We start from the raw sequence: 22,777 nt of genomic DNA on the forward strand, positions 1-22,777 counted from the left end.
GCGGGGCTCCCGAGAGTTTTGTGGTGGGGCAGCCCCGACCGTATCCGCGGTGCGGCGCCCGGTGCACGGGGCCGGGACGGAATCCGGGGCCGGGACCCCGCGAAGTCCGGGCCGTGACCCGGCGGAAGGCGCCGGGCCGCCGTAAAAGCACGGGCGCCGCCCCGTCCCTCTCCACTACGGTGCGTATCGGGGTGTGCGAGGGGGCCCTCCGTGACGGGGCGAGCCCGGCCGTGGGGGCGGTCCAGGGGTTTTCGGGGCGGGTAAGGCTGTGGGCGGGAAGTGGGGGGCGTGCCGGTGAACGACAATGGCTCGGTGCGCTACGGAATCCTCGGAACCACCCAGGCCCACCGGGCCGACGGCACCCCCGTCGCCCTCGGCGGCGCCCGCCTGCGCGCGCTGCTCGCCGCGCTGGCGCTGCGGCCGGGCCGGGCGAGGGGCGCCGAGGCGCTGATCGCCGACATCTGGGGCATGGACCCGCCCGCCGACGCGGCCGGTGCCCTGCAGGCGCTGGTCGGCAGGCTGCGCCGGGCCCTCGGCCACCCCGCGGTCGCCTCGGTGACCGGCGGCTACCGCCTGGACGCCGAGCCGGACGCCGTCGACCTGCACCGTTTCGAACGGCTCGCGGCGGAGGGCGGCCGGCAGCTGGCCGCCGGCGACCCCGGCCGCGCCGCGGCCCTCCTCGACGAGGCGCTCGCGCTGTGGCGCGGCCCGGCCCTCGCCGACCTGCCCGACCGCGGTGTCGAGGCGGCCGGCGCCGAGAGCCGTCGGCTGGAGGCCCGGCGCACCCGCCTCGCCGCCGACCTCGCCCTCGGCCGGCCCGGCCAGGCCCTGCCCGCCCTGACCGCGCTGTGCCAGGACCACCCCCTCGACGAGCCGCTCCAGGCCCTGCGGCTGCGCGCGCTGCGGGACGCCGGCCGCCCCGCGGAGGCGCTCGCCGCCTACGAGGGCATACGCGCCGAACTCGCCGACCGCCTCGGCACCGACCCCGGACCGGAGCTGCGGGCACTGCACGCGGAGCTGCTGAGCCCGCCCTCGGCGGAGGAGCCCGTGCCCGTCGCGCCACAGGCGCCGCCGGGACCCGATGACCGGCCCGGCCCCGCCCTCCCCGGCAATCTCCGTGCGCGGCTCACCTCCTTCGTCGGGCGGGACGCCGATCTGACGGCGATCCGTGCCGATCTGGCCGCGCACCGCCTGGTGACCCTGCTGGGACCCGGCGGCGCCGGCAAGACCCGGCTGTCGCAGGAGGGCGCGGAGCGGGCCGCGGCCGCCGCGCCGGACGCCTGGCCGCACGGCGTCTGGCTGGTGGAGCTGGCCCCGGTCGACGATCCGCGGACCGTGCCCGAGACGGTGCTCACCACCCTCGGCGCCCGCGAGACCGTCGTCCGCGGCACCACCGCCGAGGGCCTGCGCGCCGCCACCGACCCCACCGCCCTCGACCCGCTCGCCCAGCTCGCCGAGCGGTGCGCGGGCCGTCGGATGCTGCTGGTCCTGGACAACTGCGAGCATGTGATCGGTGCCGCCGCCCAGCTCGCCGAGCGGCTGCTGGCCGAATGCCCCGGGGTGTCGGTGCTGGCCACCAGCCGCGAGCCGCTCGCCGTGCCGGGCGAGGTGCTGCGGCCCGTCGAGCCACTGCCCGACCCGGTCGCGCTGCGGCTGCTCGCCGACCGGGGCGCCGCGGCCCGGCCCGGATTCCGGGTCGAGGACGATCCGGCGGCCTGTGCCGAGATCTGCCGCCGGCTGGACGGCCTGCCGCTGGCCATCGAACTCGCCGCCGCCCGGCTGCGGATGCTCTCCCCGCGGGCGCTGGCGGACCGCCTCGATGACCGCTTCCGGCTGCTGACCAGCGGCAGCCGTACCCTGCTGCCCCGGCAGCAGACCCTGCGCGCGGTGGTGGACTGGTCCTGGGACCTGACCGACGAACCCGAGCGGGCCGTGCTGCGCCGGCTGTCCGTCTTCGCCGGCGGCTGCGATCTGGCCGCCGCCGAGGAGGTGTGCGCCGGCGACGGCGTCGACGGGCGCGATGTGGCCGCGCTGCTCGGCTCGCTGATCGACAAGTCGCTGCTGGTGGCTTCCCCTGCCGACCAGGGACGCGGCGCCGGCGGCCCCGGCGAGGGGGGCAGCGCCGGGGCGTGGGAGTCCCCTCTGACCGAGCGGGGCCCCGAGCGCGGGGCAGGAGACGAGGGCGCACAGGACGGCGCGTGGACCGGCGGGCAGATGCGCTACCGGCTGCTGGAGACCGTCGCGGAGTACGCGGGCGAGCGGCTGGACGAGGCCGGGGAACGCGCCGCCACCGAGCGCCGCCATCTCGTGACGTACCGCGAACTGGCCCGTGCCGGCGACCCGTTGCTGCGCGGCCCCGCCCAACGCACCTGGATGGAACGCCTGGAGCTCGAACACGACAATCTGCGCACCGCGCTGCGCCGCGCCGTCGCCGCCCGCGACGAGCACGAGGCGCTGTGCCTGGTGCTGTCCCTGCACTGGTTCTGGTCGCTGCGCGATCACCGCAGCGACGCCCGCAGCTGGTCGGCGGCGGCCGGCACGCTCGGCCCCAACCCCTTCCTGCCGCCCGTCAAGGTCGCTCCCGCGCTGCACGAACGCCCCATCGACCGGCCGCCGCCGATGGACCCCGAACAGCTGGAGGAGGCCCGCCGGGAGGTGCGGCTGGTCGCGCTGTCCAGCATGGACAGCGACATCGAGGCGTTGCGGGACCCGGGCGCGCAGGAGGAGCTGGCGGGAGTCCTCGACGCCTATCTGAGCGGGATGCCGCAGACCGTCAAGGTGCCGGGCGTCATGTGGTACTACGCGGTGATGCTCACCGGCCGCAGCGAGGAGCTGATGGAGCGGGTCGACGCCGCGGTCCACGCCTGCCGTGGCTTCGGCTACGCATGGGAGCTGGCCTTCATGCTGCAACTGCGCTCCAAGATGCTCAACGACCGCCCCGGCGGACTGGGACGTGCCGCGGCGGACGCCGACGAGGCGCTGCGCATCTTCCGCCGGATCGGCGACGCCTGGGGAGCGGCCGAGGCCCTGGAGGGACGGGGCGAGGTCCGCGAGAAGCGCGGTGAGTACACCCTCGCGGCCGAGGACTACCGCGCCGCGATGGGATACGCCGAGGATCTGGGCGCGCACGCCCAGATCTTGATGCTGCGCACCCGGCTGGGCGGTCTGCTGATCGAGCTGGGCCAGGGGGAGGCCGGTGAGCGGATGCTGCGCGAGGTGCTGGCGCAGGCGCCGGAACAGAACAGCGGGCCCGACACCACGGCCTTCGCACACCTGCAGCTCGCGACGTGGCTGACGGTCTCCGGGCGGACCGACGAGGCGCGTGCCGCACTGCTCACGGTCCAGAAGTCGTTCGGCCGCCGTGCGCCCGACATGTTCGTCGGGATCCTGGAGTCGGCGCTGGTCTCCCTGGACATCGACGACGGGGCGCGCACCGGCCTGGTGCCCCGCTTCCGCGCGGCGCTGGCGCTGCTGGACGATCCGATGGCCAAGCTGGTCGCGCCCGATCTGCCGGCGATCCAACTCGTCACCGGAGCGCGGGTGTTGCTGGCCGAGCGGGGCGAGGCGGCCGGTGCGGACGCGGCGCGGCTGCTGGGTGCGCGCGACGCGCTGCGGATGACGGAACACGTTCCGACGCTGGTCCTCCGCTTCGACCGGGAGCGGGTGGAGACGGCGCTGCGCGCGGTGCTGGGCGAGGCCGCCTTCGAGCGGGCGTACGCGGAAGGCGGTGGCCTCTCCTTGGAAGAGGCCACCGCCCTCATCTGACGCGAGCCGGGCGAAGGTTGACGCGTCAGGTCTTGTTGCGGAATTTCGCCACCGCGAGCGGCGCCATGACGACGGTGATCCCGACGGCCCAGGCGAGGGTGATCAGCGTGGGGTGGGCGACCGGGCCCTGGCCGTTCATCAGCGCGCGGGCCGCGTCCGCCAGATTGGACAGCGGGTTGTACTTCGTGAAGGCCTCCATCCAGCCGGGCATGGTGGTCGGCGGGGCGAAGATCGACGAACCGAACTGCAGCGGCATCAGCACCAGGAACCCGACGCCCTGCACCGCCTGCGGCGTCTTCATCGACAGCCCGAGCAGCATGAAGACCCAGGTCAGGGAGGAGCCGAAGACCAGCGCCAGGGCGACCGCCGCGAGGAGTTCCAGCGGCCCGGTCTTCAGGTCGAAGCCGATCAGGAAGGCCAGCGACAGCAGGATGACGGTCGAGACCATCATCCGGCCGGTCTCCACGACGAGTTTGGCTATCAGCACCGACGAGCGGGCGATGGGCATCGTACGGAAACGGTCCATCACCCCCTTGTTGAAGTCGTCGTTGACGCCGGAGCCGACCGACATGGCGATGTTCAGCCCGCCCATGGCCATGAGGCCGGGGATGATGTAGTTGATGTAGACGGAGCGGTCGCCGCCGAGGCTGCCGCCGACCGCGCCGCCGAAGACGTAGACGAACAGCAGCGTGAAGACGATCGGCATCAGCAGCGCGTCGAACATCGACTCGGGGTCGTTCTTGATCTGCATGGCGTTGCGTCGCACCAGTGCCCCGATGTGCCGCAGATTGCCCCGGAAGCCGATCCGGCCCTCGTCGGTCCCCGGCTGTACGGCCGGTGCCGTCAATGTCGCGGCACTCATGCCGATACCTCCGCGTACGTCTCGTCCTGAATGTCCTCGGAGCCGTCGGTGGCCCCGGGGTCGGAGGTCTTCTGGCCGGTGATCGCCAGGAACACCTCGTCCAGGCTGGGCAGATGGGTGCTGATCCCGGCGAGCGCGAAGCCCCGCTGTCCGAGCTCATTGACCACCGCGGTCAGCTGCTCGTCGCTGATGATCGGGACGTTGACCACACCTCCGGTGTGGTCGGCGGTGGCGCCCGCGATGCCGTCGAGGCCGGCCTGCGCGATGGCGCCGACGAGCCGGTCCAGCTCGCCGGTGTCCGCCGGGCGGATCTGCAGCGTACGGCCGCCGACCTTGGCCTTCAGCTCGTCGACCTTGCCCTCGGCGATGACCCGGCCGCGGTCGATGACCGTCAGCTCGTTGGCCAACTGCTCGGCCTCTTCCATGTACTGGGTGGTGAGCAGGACCGTCGCGCCCTCCCGCACCATCCGCTGGACCTCGTCCCACACCTCGTTGCGGGTGCGGGGGTCGAGTCCGGTCGTCGGCTCGTCCAGATACAGCACCGACGGCTGCCCGATCATCGAGGCGGCCAGGTCCAGCCGGCGGCGCATACCGCCCGAGTACTTGGCCGCGGGGCGCTTGGCGGCCTCGGTCAGCGAGAACCGCTCCAGCATCTCGTCCGCACGCCGGCGGGCGTCCTTGCGGGACAGATCGAGCAGCCGCCCGATCATGTAGAGGTTCTCCCAGCCGGAGAGCTTTTCGTCCACCGAGGCGTACTGCCCGGTCAAGCCGATCGTGCGGCGCAGCGCGCGGGGCTGGCGCACCACGTCGTAGCCGGCCACGAAGGCGCTGCCGGCGTCCGGGACGAGGAGGGTGGACAGGCAGCGTACGAGGGTCGTCTTGCCGGCGCCGTTGGGGCCGAGCACGCCGAGCACGGTGCCTTCCCGCACGTCCAGGTCCACACCGTCGACGGCCTTGACGTCGCCGAAGTGCTTGACCAGACCGCGCACCTCCACGGCGTTTCCGCCCCGGGTGGTTTTCGTCTGTCGCGTCATGCACCCAAAGATGACAGCCGCCACTGACAACGCACCGACAGACCGCCGACAGCCTGCGGTGACGGCTGTCGGCGGTCCGTCGGCTCACGCCGTGCGCAGGCTCAGTGGAAGGTGTGCTCCTCGGCGGGGAAGGCGCTCTCGACGACGTCCTGGGCGAAGGCCTTGGCCGCGCCGCCCAGCAGCTCGCGCAGCTGGAGGTACTGCTTGGTGAAGCGCGGCAGCCGTCCGGCGGTCATCCCGGCCATGTCCGTCCAGACCAGGACCTGGGCGTCGCATTCCACACCGGCGCCGATGCCGACGGTCGGGATGTGCAGCGAGCGGGTGACCTCGGCGGCGAGCTCGGCGGGGACCGCCTCCAGGACGACGGCGAACGCCCCCGCGTCCTGCACGGCCTTGGCGTCCCGCAGCATCTGCTGGGCCGCCTCCTCCCCACGGCCCTGGACGGGGTAGCCGCCGAAGGCGTGGACGGACTGCGGGGTCAGGCCGATGTGCGCCATCACCGGGATGCCGGCCGAGACCAGCAGCTCCACCTGGTGCGCGGAGCGCTCGCCGCCCTCCAGCTTGACGGCGCCCACCCCCGCCTCCTTGACCAGCCGGGTGGCGTTGCGCAGCGCCTGGACCGGGGACTCCTGGTAGGAGCCGAACGGCAGGTCGCCGACGACCAGGGTGCGCTTGGTGCCGCGGACGACGGCGGCGGAGAGCAGGGTGATCTCGTCCATCGTGACCGGGACGGTCGATTCGTAGCCGAGGTGGCAGTTGCCCATCGAGTCACCGACGAGCAGCACCGGGATGCCGGCCTCGTCGAAGACGGAGGCGGTCATCGCGTCATAGGCGGTGAGCATCGGCCACTTCTCGCCGCGCTCCTTGGCGCGGGCGATGTCGCGGACGGTGATGCGGCGGGAGCTGGTGCCGCCGTAGAGCGAGGTGCTGGATGCGCCGCCGGCGGACGTACCGCTCGCGGAGGCGGGCTGCGGCGCCACGGGCCCGGCGGGGGAGGCGGATCCCGCGGCCGGCTTCGGGGCAGGCGAAGGCTGCGTCATGGTGACGTCTCCTGTTCGTCATCTCGAGGCGCCCTGACGGCGTCCCCGGACTCCCTTCCATGCTGGCATGCGATACGGGTCCGGGAAAGGCCCGCGGTCGGGCAATTCATCGATACGGAACGGGGCCGTATCGAAAAGGCGTAAGGTGCTTCCATGCCCACACCACCCACCACGCCGGGCAGCGCCGACGCCCGCCGGATCCCGGACCGCATCCACCGCCGCCGCTGGCTGATCCTCTCCGCCCTCATGCTCAGCCTGCTGATCGTGGTGCTGGACAACTCCATCCTCAACGTCGCCATGAAGACGATCGCGACCCCGGCACCCGCCGGTCTGGGCGCGTCCCAGAGCGAGCTGGAGTGGGCGATCAACTCCTACACCCTCGTCTTCGCCGGGCTGCTGTTCACCGCGGGTCTTCTCGGCGACCGGCTGGGCCGCAAGAAGGTGCTGCTGTTCGGGCTGGTGGTCTTCGGCTCCGGCTCGGTGCTCGCCGCCTTCGCCGCCTCGCCCGCCGAACTCGTCACCTTCCGTGCGGTGATGGGCCTGGGCGGCGCCTTCGTCATGCCCGCCACCCTGGCCATCCTGATGAACGTCTTCGAACGCGACGAGCAGCCCCGGGCGATCGGCATCTGGGCGGGCGGGGTGGGCCTGGCCATCGCGATCGGCCCGATCGCCGGCGGGCTGCTGCTCGACCACTTCTGGTGGGGCTCGGTCTTCCTCGTCAACGTCCCGATCGTGCTGATCGCGCTCGCCTCGATGATCGTCCTGGTGCCGGATTCGAGGGACCCCAGCCCCGGCCGGCTGGATCCGGTCGGCGTCCTGCTGTCCGTCGTCGGCCTGGTCCTGCTGGTCTACGGGATCATCCGGGGCGGCCGGCTCGCCGACTTCACCGACCCGCAGGTGCTCGGCACGGTCCTCGGCGGGCTCCTGGTGCTGGTGGTGTTCGTGCTGCACCAGAAGCGCAGCGACCACCCCTCCATCGACATCGGTTACTTCCGCGATCCGGCCTTCTCGGCGGCCATCGCGGCGGTCGCACTGGTCTTCTTCGCGCTGATGGGCGTCACGTTCTTCATCGTCTTCTACGTCCAGAGCGTGCGCGGCTGCACCCCGCTGCAGGCCGGCCTGCTGATCCTGCCGCTGGCCGCCGCCCAGCTGATCTTCTCGCCGCGGGCCCGGCACGCCGTCGGCCGGTTCGGCGCCCGCGCCGTGTGCACCGTCGGGATGCTGCTGGTCGCCGTCACCATGACCGGCATGCTGCTGCTGGACACCGATACCCCCATGTGGGTGTTGGAGGTGCTGTTCTTCGTCCAGGGCACCGGCATGGCGCACATCATGCCGCCGGTCACGGTCACGATCATGCAGTCGCTGCCGCGCGAGAAGGCCGGCTCGGGCTCCGCCCTGAACAACACCTTCCGGCAGGTCGGCGGCACCCTCGGCGTCGCGGTCCTCGGCTCGCTGCTGTCCACCACCTACCGCGACGGCATCCAGGGCACGCTCGACGCGCTCCCGGGCGTCCCCGAGGCCGCACGGCATTCGGCCGGCGAATCCATCGAGGCCACCCTCGGCCTCGCCGACAGGATGGGCCCGGCGGGCCGGCCGCTGATCGACGCCGCCCACACCGCCTTCGTGCACGCCATACACCTCACCGCGCTCGGCTCGGCCGGTGTCGCCCTGGTGGGTGCGGTGGTCGTCGCGGTCTTCCTGCCGGGCAAAATGGCCGCGGCCCCGCACACGGCGGAGCCGCGGGAAGACCGGAAGGCGGGCGCGGCGCGATGAGCGGGGCGGCGGAAGACTCCCGGGCGGCCCCGGACAGGGCCCCGGACACGGCTTCGGACACGGCGGCGCCGGCCGGACCCGAGCGCCGCGGGCGGCCGCGCAGCGCCGCGGCCGACACCGCCATCATCGAGGCCGTGCTGCGCATGATCGAGGACGGTGCCTCCATCGGGGAACTGTCGATGGAGCGCATCGCCCGCGAGGCCGGTGTGGGCAAGGCCACCGTCTACCGCCGATGGCGGGGCAAGAGTGCCCTGATGCTCGACGTGATGCGGTCCCTGGACGCCCCACCGCTGCCGCCCTCGGGCCGATCGGTACGCGACGACCTGGTCGCGCTCCTCGAATTCCTGCGCCGCCGCGGCCTGGCCAAGCGCAATTCCGCGCTGCTGCGGACCGTCGTCAGCCATGTCCAGGCGCAGCCGGAGCTGTGGGCGGAGTACCACGAGACCGTCATACGGGCCCGCCACGAAGCCCTGCTGGAGGTGCTCCGGCGCGGCATGGCGAACGGCGAGATCCGCGCCGACCACGACATCGAGACGATCGCCGACCTCTTCGTCGGCCCGATGCTGGCCCGCGCCGTCCTGCACGAGTGGAAGGAACTCCCCGACGGCCTCGCCGAGGACATCGTCGACATGGTCCTGGAGGGCGTACGGCCGGGCCCGCGAACGGTGGCTTCCTGAAGGGCCGGGGCGCCGCCGGCGGCACACGCCGGATGACCGGACCATGCTCGTTCTGTCACAGCCGCGTTCACCTGCGGCGAAGCAGGAACCCCGACCCGCACTCGGGCCGTCCTCACTTCTAAGAAAGCGCATTACGGACCATCGCCTAGGGTCGGGAACCACAGGCGAGGCGCGGCGGAGCAAGGCAGTGAGGACAGCGGAATGACGCAGGCATACATGACGGAGCCGGGGCAGGGCCAGGACCCTGATCGGGCCGGTTCCCGTGCCGGACGTCTGCTGAACTGGTGGCGTCCGGAAGGAATGTGGCGCCGGGGCATCGTGCTCGCGGTGCTCGGCGTACTGCTCGGGCTGCTGATGATCCTGCACGCCCGGGTCCCCAACACGGTGGGAAACCTGGGGAGTCTGCTGGAGACCTTCCTGCCGTGGCTGGGCGTGGGCATCCCGGTGCTGCTGGTCCTCGCGGTGCTGCGCCGGTCGGCGACCGCGCTCGTGGCGCTGCTGCTGCCGGCCGTCGCCTGGGCCAATCTCTTCGCCGGGCAGGTCACCGACAAGGCCGGCACCGGTGGCAATCTCACCGTCGCCACCCACAACGTCGACGCCGGCAACCCGGACCCGGCCGCCACCGCCAGGGACATCGTCACCTCGGGTGCCGACGTCGTGGCGCTGGAGGAGCTGACCGGCGAGGCGCTGCCCGCGTACAAGCGCGAGCTGGCGAAGGCGTACCCGCACAGCACCGTGCAGGGCACCGTCGGCCTCTGGAGCAAGCGGCCGCTGAGCGACGCGGCCCCGGTGGACATCAAGATGGGCTGGACCCGCGCGCTGCGGGCCACCGTCACCGCCTCCGACGGCCAGAAGTTCGCCGTCTACGTCGCGCATCTGCCGTCGGTACGCGTCAAGGTCGAGGCGGGCTTCACCGCCAACCAGCGTGACGGCAGCGCCGCGGCGCTCGGTGAGGCGATCGCCGCCGATCCGCTGGAGAAGGCGGTGCTGCTCGGTGACCTCAACGGCACGATGAACGACCGGTCGCTGGCCCCGGTCACCGCGCAGATGCGTTCCGCGCAGGGCGCGGCGGGCGACGGCTTCGGCTTCACCTGGCCCGCGGCGTTCCCGATGGCCCGGATCGACCAGATCATGATGAAGGGGATGGACCCGGTCCACGCCTGGTCGCTGCCGTCCACCGGCAGCGACCACCTGCCGATCGCGGCGTCGGTGAAGATCTGACGCCGGCGGCGGGCGCGGACGGCCACCGCCGCGTTCGGGGATGCGCGGCGGGGTGACGGGACTCACGGGGCGAGCGGACACACGCTCGTCACGTTCCGTTTTCACCCTGGAATACTGAGCCTGAGAGACTTTGTTCCGCAAGAGAACTTAACCGCTCTCCCGATGCCCGTACGTCCGCGTGCCCGCGCACGCACCCCACCCCCGAAAGGTTCTTCATGCCCTTGGCTCTGCTCGCGCTCGCGATCTCGGCCTTCGGTATCGGCACCACGGAATTCGTGATGATGGGCCTGCTGCCCAACGTCGCGGACGATCTGGGCACCTCCGTGCCCACCGCCGGCTACCTCGTCTCCGCCTACGCCCTCGGTGTCGTCATCGGCGCCCCGCTCCTGACCTCCCTCGGCGCCCGCATCCCGCGCAAGCGGATGCTGGTCCTGCTGATGGGCGTCTTCACGGTCGGTAACCTCGCCTCCGCGCTGGCCTCCGACTTCGGTCTGCTGATCGCGGGACGGCTGCTGGCGGGCCTGCCGCACGGCGCGTTCTTCGGCGTCGGCGCGGTGGTCGCGGCCAAGCTGGTACGCGAGGGACGGCAGGCCCGCGCGGTCGCCACGATGTTCCTCGGCCTGACCATCGCCAACATCGTCGGCGTCCCGGCCGCCACCCTGCTCGGCCAGCACCTCGGCTGGCGCGCCACCTTCCTCGTCGTCGCCGGCATCGGCCTCGTCGCGATGGCCTCGCTCGCCCGGCTGATCCCGCCGCTGCCGGCCGAGGAGCACACCGGCCTGCGCCGCGAGCTGCGCGCCCTGGGCAACCGCCAGGTGCTGCTCGGCCTGCTCACCACCGTCTTCGGCTTCGCCGGCATCTTCGCCGTCTACAGCTACCTCGCCTCGATGATGACCAAGGTCACCGGCTTCTCCGAGGGCTCCGTCCCCGTCGTGCTGGCCCTCTTCGGCATCGGCATGACGCTCGGCGCCCTCGCCGCCGGCCCGCTCACCGACCGGGCGCTGCGCCCCACCCTGTACGGCTCGCTGGCGGCGCTCACCGTCGTCCTCGCCGTCTTCCACTTCACCGCCGAGGTGAAATGGGCCGCCATGCTCTCCGTCGTCCTCATCGGTGCCGTCGGCTTCATGACGACCACACCCCTGCAGATGCTCGTCATGAACAAGGCCCAGCAGGCCCCCACCCTCGCCGCCGCCTCCAACCAGTCCGCCTTCAACCTCGCCAACGCCGGCGGGGCCTGGGTCGGCGGCCTGGCGCTCGCCGCCGGCTGGGGCTGGACCTCGCCGACCCTGGTCGGCGCCGTCCTCGCCGCCATCGGCCTCGCCATCGCCGTCACGGCGGGCGTCCTGGACCGGGGCAGCCACGACACGTCCCGGGTGGTCGCCCGCGGCGGGGCGGCCGACGCGTCGGCCTCGGACGCCGGGCAGCCGGCCGCGGAACACGCCGCCTGACGGGAGGGGACCGGCCGCCCGGTCCCCTCCCGCCCGGTCACCCTCGGCCTCCTCGGCCCCGTCAGTCCCCTCAGTCCCCTCGGTCCCCCTCCCGCCAGTGATTGGTGACCGGGAGGCGGCGGTCCTTGCCGAAGCCCTTGGCGGAGATCTTGGTGCCCGGCGGGTACTGGCGGCGTTTGTACTCCGCACGGTCGACCATCCGCAGGACGCGGGTCACCAACTTCTCGTCGAAGCCCTCCGCCACGATGTCCTCGCGGCCCAGGTCTCCGTCGACGTACAGCGCCAGGATGCGGTCCAGCACGTCGTAGCCGGGCAGCGCATCGGTGTCGACCTGGCCGGGGCGGAGTTCGGCGCTGGGGGGCTTGCTGATCGAGTTCTCGGGGATCGGCGGGGTCCGTCCGCGGTCGGCCGCCGCCTGGTTGCGCCAGCGGGCCAGCTCGAAGACGACGCTCTTGTAGACGTCCTTGATCGGGCCGTAGCCGCCCACCGAGTCGCCGTAGAGGGTCGAATAGCCGCACGCCAGCTCGGACTTGTTGCCCGGCGCGAGCACCAGATGGCCCTCCTGGTTGGAGATCGCCATCAGGGTCGTGCCGCGCAGCCGGGACTGGAGGTTCTCCTCCGCGAGACCGGTCAGGCCCAGCGCGTCCATGTACGCGTCGAACATCGGGGCGATCGGCACCGTACGGAACGACAGCCCCGTACGGCGGGCGAGTTCGGCGGCGTCCGTGAGCGAGTGCTCCGACGAATAGCGGGACGGCATCGCGACGGCGTGAACATGCGCGGCGCCCAGCGCGTCGCAGGCGAGCGCGGCGACCAGCGCCGAGTCGATCCCGCCGGACAGCCCGAGCACCACACTGCGGAAGCCGTTCTTGGCGACGTACGCGCGCAGTCCGACGACCAGCGCGGTGTAGATCTCCTCGATGTCCGCGAGGCGTTCGGCCTCGCCGCCCAGGGTCTGCGGCGGGTAGGCGGCCAGCGGGTCGGGGGAGAGCACGACGTGTTCGACGCGCAGCCCGTCGTCCAGGACACCGGCCGGCGGCTCCGGCGCGGCGGCCGGCAGCTCCAGGTCGACGAGCACGCAGCCCTCGGCGAACTGCGGTGCCCGCGCGATCACCGCACCGTCCTCGCCGACGACGATCGAGTCGCCGTCGAAGACCAGGTCGTCCTGCCCGCCGATCATCGCCAGATAGGCGGTGGTGCAGCCGGCCTCCCGGGCCCGCCGGCGGACCAGCTCCAGCCGGGTGTCGTCCTTGTCGCGTTCGTACGGCGAGGCGTTGACCGAGATCAGCAGCCCGGCCCCCGCGCTGCGCGTCGCCGGCACCCGGCCGCCCTCCTGCCACAGGTCCTCGCAGATGGCCAGCGCGACATCCACGCCGTGCACCCGGACCACCGGCAGCGTGTCGCCGGGCACGAAGTAGCGGAACTCGTCGAAGACGCCGTAGTTGGGGAGGTGGTGCTTGGAGAAGCTGAGGGCGACCCCGCCGCGGTGCAGCACGGCGGCGGCGTTCTGCGGCGCCCCGGCGGGCCGCCCGTACCGCGGCCGCTCCCGCTCGCAGCGGTCCAGATAGCCGACGATCACCGGGAGTTCGCCCAGCCCCTCGTCGGCGAGCCGCCCGGCCAGTGCCCGCAGCGCCGTACGGCTCGCCTCGACGAACGACGGGCGCAGCGCCAGGTCTTCGACGGGATAGCCGGTGAGCGCCATCTCGGGGAACGCGACGAGGTGGGCGCCCTGGTCGGCGGCGTGCCGGGTCCAGTGGACGATCGTCTCGGAATTCCCGGCGATATCGCCGACACAGGAGTCGATCTGGTTGAGGGCGAGGCGAAGTTGAGGCACTCCGCCAGTCTAATCGTCTTTCTGACGCAATGGGGGAGGTGGCGGGAGCGGGAGGAGCCAGGGGCAGGCCTCGCCCCCTGGCTCCCGCCCCCGCTTCCGCCTACTTCTTCCGGTATCCGAGGATCGTCATCATCCCCGACTCCGAGTGGTAGATGTTGTGGCAGTGCAGCATCCACAGCCCGGGGTTGTCGGCGTCGAGATCGACGGTGACGCTGCGCCCCGGCAGCACGATCACGGTGTCCTTGCGGGCCCCGCCGTCCGGCAGCGCGAAGGTGTGTCCGTGCAGATGCATCGGGTGCCACATCTTGGTGTGGTTGCGGAAGGTGAGCCGCACCCGCTCACCGGCCAGCACCGGATGCCGCTGGTCGGGCGTGTACGGCTTCCGGTCGATCGCCCAGTCGTACTTCGCCATGGAACCGGTCAGCGTGAGTGTGGTGCTGCGGTCCGGCGTGCGTGAGTCCGTCCGTACGCCCTCGGCGGCCTTCAACCGGTCCGCGGTCAGCAGCCGTCCGTCCAGCTCCGCGGGCCGGGTGGTCGAGGTGGGCGGCGCGCCAGCGCCGGTGCGCAGCACGGCCAGCGCGGAGCGCTTCTTGCCCTCGGCGAGGGCGGTCAGGGGGAAGGCGCCGTCCTTGGCGGTGACCAGGACGTCGTAGCGCTCGCCCATGCCCAGCAGCAGTGCGTCGGTGCTCGCGTGCTCGACGGGGTAGCCGTCCGTGTGGGTCACGGTCATGGTGTGCCCGCCGAGCGCGACGCGGTAGGCGGTGTCCCCGCCCGCGTTGATGAACCGGATCCGGATGCGGTCGCCGGGCTGCGCGCGGAAGGTCTGCGGGTCCGTGGCGGTACGGCCGTTGACGAGGTGGTACGGGTGGTCCACATCGCCGGCGTCGCCGCCCAGCAGCTTGCTGGTGGCGCCCATCAGCATCCGGGACGGGCCGCCCTCGGCGGAGGAGTCGCCCTCCATGTCGCCCATGTCCATGTCCCCGTGGTCCGTCTCCCCGTGGTCCATGCCCTCCTGGCCGGAGTCGGAGTGGGAGCCGGTGCCCATGCCCTTGCGGAGTTCGGCGAGCACCGCGTCGGGTGTGCTGCCGTCCACCCCGTCGATCCAGTCGTCCAGGACGACGACCCACTCCTTGTCGTACGAGAGCGGCTCCTTGGGGTCCTCGACGATCAGCGGTGCGTACATCCCGCGGTCCTGCTGGACGCCGGAGTGCGGATGCAGCCAGTACGTGCCGGGCTCGGTGACCGCGAAGCGGTAGTCGAAGGACGCACCGGCCTTGATCGGCCGCTGTGTCACGCCGGGGACGCCGTCCATGTCGTTGCGCAGCGCCAGCCCGTGCCAGTGCAGGGACGTGGACTGCGGAAGGTGGTTGGCGAGGGTCAGCGCGAGGGTGTCGCCCGCCGTGACACGGACCTCCTTGCCGGGCAGTTCGTCGCCGTACGCCCAGGAGTTGACGGCACGGCTGCCCAGATCCAGCCAGGTGGGCGTGGCGGTGAGCGTCACGTTCCGTACGGGGCCCGAGCCCCGCTTCTTCTCGGCCGCCGCGACCTCCGGGCCGTCGGGGGTGACATAGCCGGGCGGGTCGACCCTGCCGGAGCCGGGGGAGCGGTCGCCGTTCATGCCGTCCATGCCGGCGTGCGACCCGGATCCCCCGCCGGAACAGGCGGCCAGCAGGCCGCCGCCGACGAGCGCGGCACCCGCGCCGAGCACGGTGCGGCGGGAGCGGGGGGCGGTGTGCCCGGGGTCGGGTTCCCCGGGGCGGGTGTTCGCGGGGGTGGAGTTCTGGGGCATGCGTGAGCACCTCGTGCGGTGTGGTGGTGACGTGGGTGGGTGAGTGAAGGCGCGGCAGCGGACGCGGCAAGGCGTCGGCGGCCGCGCGCTCCTACACCCGCAGCACCGACAGCCGGGCGAGGAGTTTGTGACGGGGCGGCGGCGGTATCGAGCGCAGTCCGCGCGCCAGGCGGGTGCGCAGGGCGGCCAGGCGGTCTGCTTCGAGGTCCCCGGACGGCAGTCCGGCGCCGAGCAGGACGAGCAGGGCCACCGCCCATACGGAGAGCACGGCCAGGCAGACGGCGGCGGGATCCATCGCACCGCCGCCGGGGTCGGCGGACGGGTGCGCGGCCTGCCCGCCGGAGGCGGTCGTGCTCACGGGGTGCGCCATGCCCATCGGTCCGGACGCGGCGGAGACCGGTCCGGACGTGGCGGGGGCGACAGGCGCAGAGGCAGCGGCGGAGGCGGAGGCGGAGGGAGAAGAAGAGGCGGAGGCGGACGCGGTGAGGGTGGCGTGGCCGCCGTGCCCGGCCATGGGATGGCCGAAGGTGTGCATCGTGACGATGCCGGCGATCAGCGCCGCGAACAGCAGCAGCCGGCCGCACCATGCGGCGGCCCTCTCCTGTTCACCCCTCGCGGGTGCCTGCATCGCTGACCTCTCGGACTCTCGACGGCCGCGGGACACGGATCGACCGAACCCACCGCACCGAACCCACCGCACCGAACCCACCGCACCGAACCCATGCAACCGATACAGCGGACCGGCCGACCGGTCCGCCCCTCGGCACCCTACCCCCGCGGGGTATGGGATCCGGTGCCGGGCCGCGGTGCGGCCGAGCGCGGGTGCCGCGCCCCGCGTCGTGATCACCGCCCGCTGTCGGCGGCCCGCCTATCCTTGGCCTTCCCGCGCCATCGGCGTACCCGGCATCCCGTAGGACCGCCCGGGTTCACCCGACCACCAGGGACGTACGTGACCCGGAGCCCCACCCCGCCGGCGCCACCGCGCCCCGCCGCCGTCCGCCGCCGGGCGTCCGCTCCGCCGCTGCCGCCCGGCGCCGTCGCATACACCGCCCCGGTGCTTCCCGCCGCACCCGCACGGCCCGCCCGCCCCGGTCACCGCACCGCCCGCCCGTCCCAGGAGGACCGATGAGCCCACGCCGAATCCCGCGCGCCCCCGGCCGCATGCTGCGGGTGAACGGCGTCCCGTTGCATGTGCTGTCCCAGGGCAGCGGCCCGGTGTGTGTGCTCAGCGGCGGTCTCGGGATGGCCTGGTTCGACTGGGACGTGGTCGCCGGGCTGCTCGCCCCGCACCGCACCGTCGTCCGCTTCGACCGGCCGGGCCTCGGCCTCAGCGCCCCGGCGCCGCGGCCGCCCACGCTGGCCGGGGAGGCGGACCGGATCGCCCACGTCCTGGACGCGCTCGGCCACTTCGGCCCGGCCACCGTCGTCGGGCACTCCCTCGCCGCCTTCCACGCCGAGGCCTTCGCCCGGCTGCACCCGGACCGCTGCGCGGGGCTGGTGCTGGTCGACGGCAGCGTCGAGGAGGACCCGCGGCCCCGGCTGCCGCGCCCGGTGCGTACCGCCTGGGCGGGCGGCGTCGCCGGCGCGCTCTCCGCCGCCGGGGTTCCGCGCGCCCTCGGCCCCGCGACCCGCCGCCTCATCGGCTGGTCCTCGACCGTCGGCAGCCACCCGCGCCACCCCTGGGAGCGCGCCGGCTACCGCACCAGCCGGGTGCTGCGGGCCTGCGCGCTGGAGAACGCCACCTACTCCTACCTGGCCGCCGATCTGTCCGCGCTGCGCGGCGGCCGTCCGCTGCCCGCCGTGCCGGTGGCGGTCCTGGCGGCGTACGACGGCAGCGAGACGGCGCGCGAACTGCGGTGGCTGGAGCGGCAGCGGGCGCTGGCGGCCGAGCTGGGCGGGCGGTTCGCGGTCGCCGCGCCGGCCGGTCACCTGGTGATGGCCGACGCGCCCGAGTCGGTGGCGCGCGCCGTGCTGGACCTGTCGGGAAGTGGCCGGGACGCGGCGGCGCCGCCCGCCTGAACCGTCCGGCTCGCCTGAACCGGTGCGGTGCGGGAAGGATGGGGGCGGGGTAACGGGCAAGCGGTTCTGGTTCAGGCCAAGGATGCGTAATGTGACGGTAACCCCCGCACGTGATACTGGTGTGCCACGCCGCGTTGTTCCACGTGCGTGGACAGGCCGATTGACCTGCAAGGATTGGTGACCCATGGACAAGCAGCAGGAGTTTGTGCTCCGGACGCTGGAAGAGCGCGACATTCGCTTCGTCCGGCTGTGGTTCACCGACGTACTCGGGTTCCTCAAGTCCGTGGCCGTGGCCCCGGCGGAGCTGGAGCAGGCCTTCGACGAAGGCATCGGCTTCGACGGCTCCGCCATCGAGGGCTTCGCCCGCGTGTACGAGTCCGACATGATCGCCAAGCCGGACCCGGGCACGTTCCAGATCCTGCCCTGGCGCGCCGAGGCCCCCGGCACCGCCCGGATGTTCTGCGACATCCTGATGCCGGACGGCTCCCCCTCCTACGCCGACCCGCGCTATGTCCTCAAGCGCATCCTGGCGAAGACCTCCGACCTCGGGTTCACCTTCTACACGCACCCCGAGATCGAGTTCTTCCTCCTCAAGGACAAGCCCGTCGACGGCCGGCGGCCGACGCCCGGCGACTCCTCCGGCTACTTCGACCACACCCCGCAGAACGTCGGTATGGACTTCCGCCGGCAGGCCATCACGATGCTGGAGTCGATGGGCATCTCGGTGGAGTTCAGCCACCACGAGGGCGCGCCCGGCCAGCAGGAGATCGACCTGCGTTACGCCGACGCCCTCTCCACCGCCGACAACATCATGACGTTCCGTCTGGTCATGAAGCAGGTCGCGCTGGAGCAGGGCGTGCAGGCCACGTTCATGCCGAAGCCGTTCTCGGAGTTCCCCGGCTCCGGGATGCACACCCACCTCTCGCTCTTCGAGGGCGACCGCAACGCCTTCCACGAGTCCGGGTCCGAATACCAACTCTCCAAGGTGGGGCGCTCGTTCATCGCAGGCCTGCTCAAGCACGCGGGTGAGATCTCCGCCGTCACCAACCAGTGGGTCAACTCCTACAAGCGCATCTGGGGCGGCGCCAACCGCACCGCGGGCGCCGGCGGCGAGGCCCCCTCGTACATCTGCTGGGGCCACAACAACCGCTCCGCGCTGATCCGCGTCCCGATGTACAAGCCCGGAAAGATGGGCTCCACCCGGGTCGAGGTCCGCTCGATCGACTCCGGCGCCAACCCGTATCTCACCTACGCCGTCCTCCTGGCCGCCGGCCTCAAGGGCATCGAAGAGGGCTACGAACTCCCGGCCGGTGCCGACGACGACGTCTGGGCGCTGTCCGACTCCGAGCGCCGGGCGATGGGCATCGAGCCGCTGCCGCAGAACCTCGGCGAGGCCATCGACCTGATGGAGCGCAGCGAACTCGTCGCCGAGACCCTCGGCGAGCACGTCTTCGACTTCTTCCTGCGCAACAAGAAGCAGGAGTGGGAGGAGTACCGCTCCGAGGTCACCGCCTTCGAGCTGCGCAAGATGCTGCCGGTGCTCTGATCCCACCGGGACGCCCGCCCCACCCTGCTGACCGCCCGCGCTCCGACCGTGCTTCGAGCCCCCGAGAGGCCGCATCATGGCACTACCCGCTCCGCAGGGACGGCGGAGCAGTACCTTCACCCGGCTGCTGAGGCACGGTTTCATCGATCCCTCGGCGGCCGGGAAGCTGCTCGACGCTCCCGAACTCGCCTCCGTACGTGACGACTCGGTGCTCCTCGAAGCGCTCGGGGCCACCGCGGACCCCGATCTCGCGCTGCTCGGCCTGGTCCGCCTGGTCGAGGCGCAGGAGCCGGACGAACAGCAGGCGCTGCTGAGCACCCTCGTCAGCGCCAAGCCGCTGCGCGACCGGCTGCTGGGGGTGCTGGGGGCCTCCGAGGCGCTCGCCGACCACCTCACCCGGCATCCGCACGACTGGCAGTCGCTGGTCACCTACGAGTCGGTCGATCTGCACCCCACCACCCCCGAGTTCGAGCAGGCACTGGCCGAAGGGATCTGGGGTGAGCGGGGCGCCGGGCTCTCGCGCGCGGACGCGCTGCGGGTCGCCTACCGCCGCTCGCTGCTCGGCATCGCGGCCCGCGACGTGTGTGGGACGACCGATGTCGCCGAGGCCGCGGCGGAGCTGGCGGACCTGGCCACCGCCACGGTGCGGGCCGCGCTGGAGATCGCGTCCGAGGAGCAGCCGGAGGACGCGGCGGTGTGCCTGCTCTCCGTGATCGCGATGGGCAAGTGCGGCGGCCGTGAGCTGAACTACGTCTCCGACGTCGATGTGATCTTCGTCGGCGAGTCCAGGGACGGGACGCCGGAGGACGAGGCGGTGCGGGCGGCGACCCGGCTGGCCGCCCGCATGATGCGGCTCTGCTCGGACGTCACCCCCGAGGGCACCATCTGGCCGGTCGACGCCAACCTGCGCCCCGAGGGCCGCAACGGCCCGCTGGTGCGCACGCTCAGCAGCCACCTCGCCTACTACCAGCGCTGGGCCAAGACCTGGGAGTTCCAGGCGCTGCTCAAGGCCCGTCCGATGGCCGGTGACGTGGAGCTGGGCACGGCGTACGTCGACGCGCTGTCGCCGATGGTGTGGCAGGTCTCCGAGCGGGAGAACTTCGTCACCGACGTGCGCCAGATGCGCCGCCGGGTCGTCGAGAACATCCCCGCGGCCCAGGTCGACCGCGAGCTCAAGCTCGGACCCGGCGGGCTGCGGGACGTCGAATTCGCCGTCCAGCTGCTCCAGTTGGTGCACGGACGCAGCGATGCGACGCTGCGCAGCGCCACCACCCTGGAGGCGCTGGCCGCGCTGGCGGCCGGCGGCTACGTCGGACGCGAGGACGCCGCCGCGCTGGACACCGCCTACCGCTTCCTGCGCACCCTGGAACACCGCATCCAGCTCTACCGCATGCGCCGTACGCATCTGATGCCCGAGGAGGACGCGGATCTGCGGCGCCTCGCCCGCTCGCTGGGCGTGCGGGGCGAACCGGTCCACACCCTCCGCAAAGAGTGGAAGTGGCACGCCCGCGAGGTGCGCCGGCTGCACGAGAAGCTCTTCTACCGGCCGCTGCTGGACGCCGTCGCGCATCTGGAGACCGGCGAGACCCGGCTGTCCGCCAAGGCCGCGGGCCACCGCCTGGAGGCCCTCGGCTACGCCGACCCGGTGGGTGCGCTGCGGCATCTGGAGGCGCTGGCATCCGGCGTGACCCGCAAGGCCGCGATCCAGCGGACGCTGCTGCCGGTGCTGCTGGCCTGGTTCGCCGACTCCGCCGACCCGGACGCCGGACTCCTCAACTTCCGCAAGGTCTCCGACGCGCTCGGCAAGACACCCTGGTATCTGCGGCTGCTGCGCGACGAGGGCGCGGCCGCCGAGAACCTCGCCCGGGTGCTGTCCGCCGGCCGCTTCGCGCCGGATCTGCTGCTGCGCGCCCCCGAGGCCGTCGCGCTGCTCGGCGCCCCCGACGGGCTGCGCCCGCGCGGCCGGGCGGCGCTGGAGCAGGAGGTGCTGGCGGCGGTCGGCCGGGCGGGCGCCTCGGAGACGGCCGTCGCCGCGGCACGCGGCGTGCGCCGCCGGGAGCTGTTCCGTACCGCCGCCGCCGACCTGATCGGCGCGTACGGCACGGAGGGCAGCCCGGCGGAGGAGGACCGCGGCCATCTCGTGGACGCCGTCGGCTCCGCGGTCTCCGACGTGAACGCCGTGACCCTGGCCGGCGCGCTGCGTGCCGCCGTCCGCGAGCAGTGGGGCGACACCCTGCCCACCCGCTTCACGGTGATCGGCATGGGTCGGTTCGGTGGTCACGAGCTGAGCTACGGCTCGGACGCCGATGTGCTGTTCGTGCACGAACCACGCGAGGGCGCCAGCGAGCAGGAGGCCGCGAAGGCCGCCCAGGCCGTCGCCAACGAGATGCGCCGGCTGCTTCAACTCCCGTCCGCGGACCCGCCGTTGCCCATTGACGCCGACCTCCGCCCGGAGGGCAGGTCGGGGCCGCTGGTGCGCACCCTCGCCTCGTACGCCGCCTACTACCGCCGCTGGTCGCTGGTGTGGGAGGCGCAGGCCCTGCTGCGCGCCGAACCGGTCGCGGGCGACGTGGAGTTGGGGCAGCGGTTCGTGGAACTCATCGATCCGCTGCGCTATCCGGCCGAGGGGCTCGGCGACGACGCGGTGCGCGAGATCCGCCGGCTCAAGGCCCGGATGGAATCCGAGCGGCTGCCGCGCGGCGCCGACCCGACCACCCACGCGAAGCTGGGCCGCGGCGGCCTGAGCGACGTCGAGTGGACGGTGCAGCTGATGCAGATGCGGCACGGCTGGGAGATCCCCGGGCTGCGGACGACGCGGACCCGCGAGGCGCTGGCCGCCGCGCACGCCGCCGATCTGATCGGCACCGAGGAAGCGCAGACGCTGGACGAGGCGTGGGTGCTGGCGGCGCGGGTGCGCAACGCCGTGATGCTGGTGCGCGGCCGCCCCGGCGACACCTTCCCGGTGGACGGCCGGGAGCTGGCCGCGGTCGGCCGCTACCTCGGCTACGAGGAGGGGCACGTCGGCGAGATGCTCGACGACTACCGCCGGATCACCCGCCGGGCGCGCGGTGTGGTGGAGGAGCTGTTCTACGGGGCGTGAGGCGGGTCTGACGGCGCCTGCCCGCCCTCCGGCAGGCTCCGGCAGTGGGCGAGGAAACCGGCCAGGGTCAGATCGAAGGCCTGGTCGGCGCGGGCCGGGCCGGTGGCGTCCTGCGCGGCGGACAGCCGGGGCGCGCTGACGCCCTCGGCCACCACCCACATGGTTTCCGGCGCCGACATGTCCAGCGCCGAGCCCAGCACGATGTTGTCCAGGCCGGTGATCACCGGCATCACGGTGGGCGGCGGGAAGCCCGCGTCCAGGAGTATCGCGGCCACCTGCTCGTACTGTGCGAGCACCTTCGGGGCGCGGACCGGTGAGGTCATCAGCATCGGGATCGTGCGCGGATGGGCGGCGAAGGCGGCGCGGTAGGAGCGTGCCCAGGCCGCGAGGGCCCGGTCCCAGGGGGCGGCGTCCAGGGAGCCGGGGTCGATGGCGTCGGTGACCCGCTCCCGCAGCAGTTCGATCACGCCGGCCCGGCCGTCCACATGGTGATACACCGAGGCGGTCTGCACCCCGAGCCTACGGGCCACCTCCGGGACGCTGAAGTCGCCCTTCTCGTCGACGAGTTCGAGCGCGGTCGCGCCGATGCGCTCCCGGTCCAGCAGCGCTTTCCGCGGCCGCCCCATCGTGTCGCTCCCGCCGTGTGCCGCCCCCGAGGTCTTCCCGAAT

15 protein-coding genes are annotated in these 22,777 nt (G+C 72.9%); 8 read left to right on the forward strand and 7 right to left on the reverse strand.

Annotation, left to right across the window (positions count from 1 at the left end):
* Positions 1-312: 312 nt before the first annotated feature.
* A complete protein-coding gene (locus ACIRQ7_RS15055) occupies positions 313-3,765 on the forward strand; it encodes an ATP-binding protein (RefSeq protein ID WP_404263139.1) in 3,453 nt (1,150 codons plus the stop codon).
* 25 nt (positions 3,766-3,790) lie between these two features.
* On the opposite strand, the gene ACIRQ7_RS15060 is transcribed toward ACIRQ7_RS15055, so the two are convergent.
* The 3 genes from ACIRQ7_RS15060 to panB form a co-directional block, all read right to left on the reverse strand.
* A complete protein-coding gene (locus ACIRQ7_RS15060) occupies positions 3,791-4,627 on the reverse strand; it encodes an ABC transporter permease (RefSeq protein WP_401476335.1) in 837 nt (278 codons plus the stop codon).
* Positions 4,624-5,661 (reverse strand): ATP-binding cassette domain-containing protein, encoded by a 1,038-nt coding sequence (locus ACIRQ7_RS15065; RefSeq protein ID WP_404262698.1) that lies wholly within the window; start codon positions 5,659-5,661, stop codon positions 4,624-4,626. Before ACIRQ7_RS15065 ends, ACIRQ7_RS15060 begins: the two co-directional genes overlap by 4 nt.
* Before the next feature lie 101 nt (positions 5,662-5,762).
* A complete protein-coding gene (gene panB, locus ACIRQ7_RS15070) occupies positions 5,763-6,701 on the reverse strand; it encodes a 3-methyl-2-oxobutanoate hydroxymethyltransferase (protein ID WP_404262699.1) in 939 nt (312 codons plus the stop codon).
* A gap of 153 nt (positions 6,702-6,854) precedes the next feature.
* Between panB and ACIRQ7_RS15075 the strand changes: the two genes are divergently transcribed.
* The 4 genes from ACIRQ7_RS15075 (at position 6,855) to ACIRQ7_RS15090 (ending at position 11,820) form a co-directional block, all read left to right on the forward strand.
* On the forward strand, positions 6,855-8,474 hold the full coding sequence (locus ACIRQ7_RS15075) for an MFS transporter (RefSeq protein WP_404262701.1): 1,620 nt from the start codon (positions 6,855-6,857) through the stop codon (positions 8,472-8,474).
* Positions 8,471-9,151 carry a TetR/AcrR family transcriptional regulator gene (locus ACIRQ7_RS15080; RefSeq protein ID WP_404262703.1) on the forward strand — a complete coding sequence of 227 codons (681 nt, stop codon included), beginning with the start codon at positions 8,471-8,473 and terminating at the stop codon, positions 9,149-9,151. The genes ACIRQ7_RS15075 and ACIRQ7_RS15080 overlap by 4 nt, the downstream gene beginning before the upstream one ends.
* A 300-nt stretch (positions 9,152-9,451) precedes the next feature.
* Entirely contained in the window at positions 9,452-10,372 is a 921-nt protein-coding gene (locus ACIRQ7_RS15085; RefSeq protein WP_404263141.1) for an endonuclease/exonuclease/phosphatase family protein, read from the forward strand.
* 215 nt (positions 10,373-10,587) lie between these two features.
* Positions 10,588-11,820 (forward strand): MFS transporter, encoded by a 1,233-nt coding sequence (locus tag ACIRQ7_RS15090; RefSeq protein WP_404262705.1) that lies wholly within the window; start codon positions 10,588-10,590, stop codon positions 11,818-11,820.
* A 70-nt stretch (positions 11,821-11,890) separates the two neighbouring features.
* On the opposite strand, the gene ACIRQ7_RS15095 is transcribed toward ACIRQ7_RS15090, so the two are convergent.
* From ACIRQ7_RS15095 to ACIRQ7_RS15105, 3 genes are all read right to left on the reverse strand, one after another.
* Positions 11,891-13,654 (reverse strand): NAD+ synthase, encoded by a 1,764-nt coding sequence (locus tag ACIRQ7_RS15095; protein WP_404262707.1) that lies wholly within the window; start codon positions 13,652-13,654, stop codon positions 11,891-11,893.
* Between the two features lie 100 nt (positions 13,655-13,754).
* On the reverse strand, positions 13,755-15,443 hold the full coding sequence (locus ACIRQ7_RS15100; protein WP_404262709.1) for a multicopper oxidase family protein: 1,689 nt from the start codon (positions 15,441-15,443) through the stop codon (positions 13,755-13,757).
* 91 nt (positions 15,444-15,534) lie between these two features.
* Positions 15,535-16,071 (reverse strand): hypothetical protein, encoded by a 537-nt coding sequence (locus ACIRQ7_RS15105; protein WP_404262711.1) that lies wholly within the window; start codon positions 16,069-16,071, stop codon positions 15,535-15,537.
* Between the two features lie 497 nt (positions 16,072-16,568).
* Between ACIRQ7_RS15105 and ACIRQ7_RS15110 the strand changes: the two genes are divergently transcribed.
* The 3 genes from ACIRQ7_RS15110 to ACIRQ7_RS15120 all read left to right on the forward strand — a co-directional run bounded on the left by ACIRQ7_RS15110 (position 16,569) and on the right by ACIRQ7_RS15120 (position 22,108).
* On the forward strand, positions 16,569-17,462 hold the full coding sequence (locus ACIRQ7_RS15110; RefSeq protein ID WP_404262712.1) for an alpha/beta fold hydrolase: 894 nt from the start codon (positions 16,569-16,571) through the stop codon (positions 17,460-17,462).
* Positions 17,463-17,646: 184 nt separating this feature from the next.
* The gene (gene glnA / locus ACIRQ7_RS15115; protein WP_006606004.1) at positions 17,647-19,008 is read left to right on the forward strand and encodes a type I glutamate--ammonia ligase; all 1,362 of its coding nucleotides are present in this window, start codon (positions 17,647-17,649) and stop codon (positions 19,006-19,008) included.
* Positions 19,009-19,084: 76 nt separating this feature from the next.
* A complete protein-coding gene (locus ACIRQ7_RS15120; protein ID WP_404262715.1) occupies positions 19,085-22,108 on the forward strand; it encodes a bifunctional [glutamine synthetase] adenylyltransferase/[glutamine synthetase]-adenylyl-L-tyrosine phosphorylase in 3,024 nt (1,007 codons plus the stop codon).
* On the opposite strand, the gene ACIRQ7_RS15125 is transcribed toward ACIRQ7_RS15120, so the two are convergent.
* Positions 22,096-22,734, reverse strand: coding sequence for a TetR/AcrR family transcriptional regulator (locus ACIRQ7_RS15125; protein WP_404262717.1), 639 nt, complete (start codon positions 22,732-22,734; stop codon positions 22,096-22,098). The genes ACIRQ7_RS15120 and ACIRQ7_RS15125 overlap by 13 nt on opposite strands.
* Positions 22,735-22,777 lie beyond the last annotated feature (43 nt).

This window comes from Streptomyces sp. NPDC101393 (assembly GCF_044767385.1).
Lineage (GTDB): Bacteria > Actinomycetota > Actinomycetes > Streptomycetales > Streptomycetaceae > Streptomyces.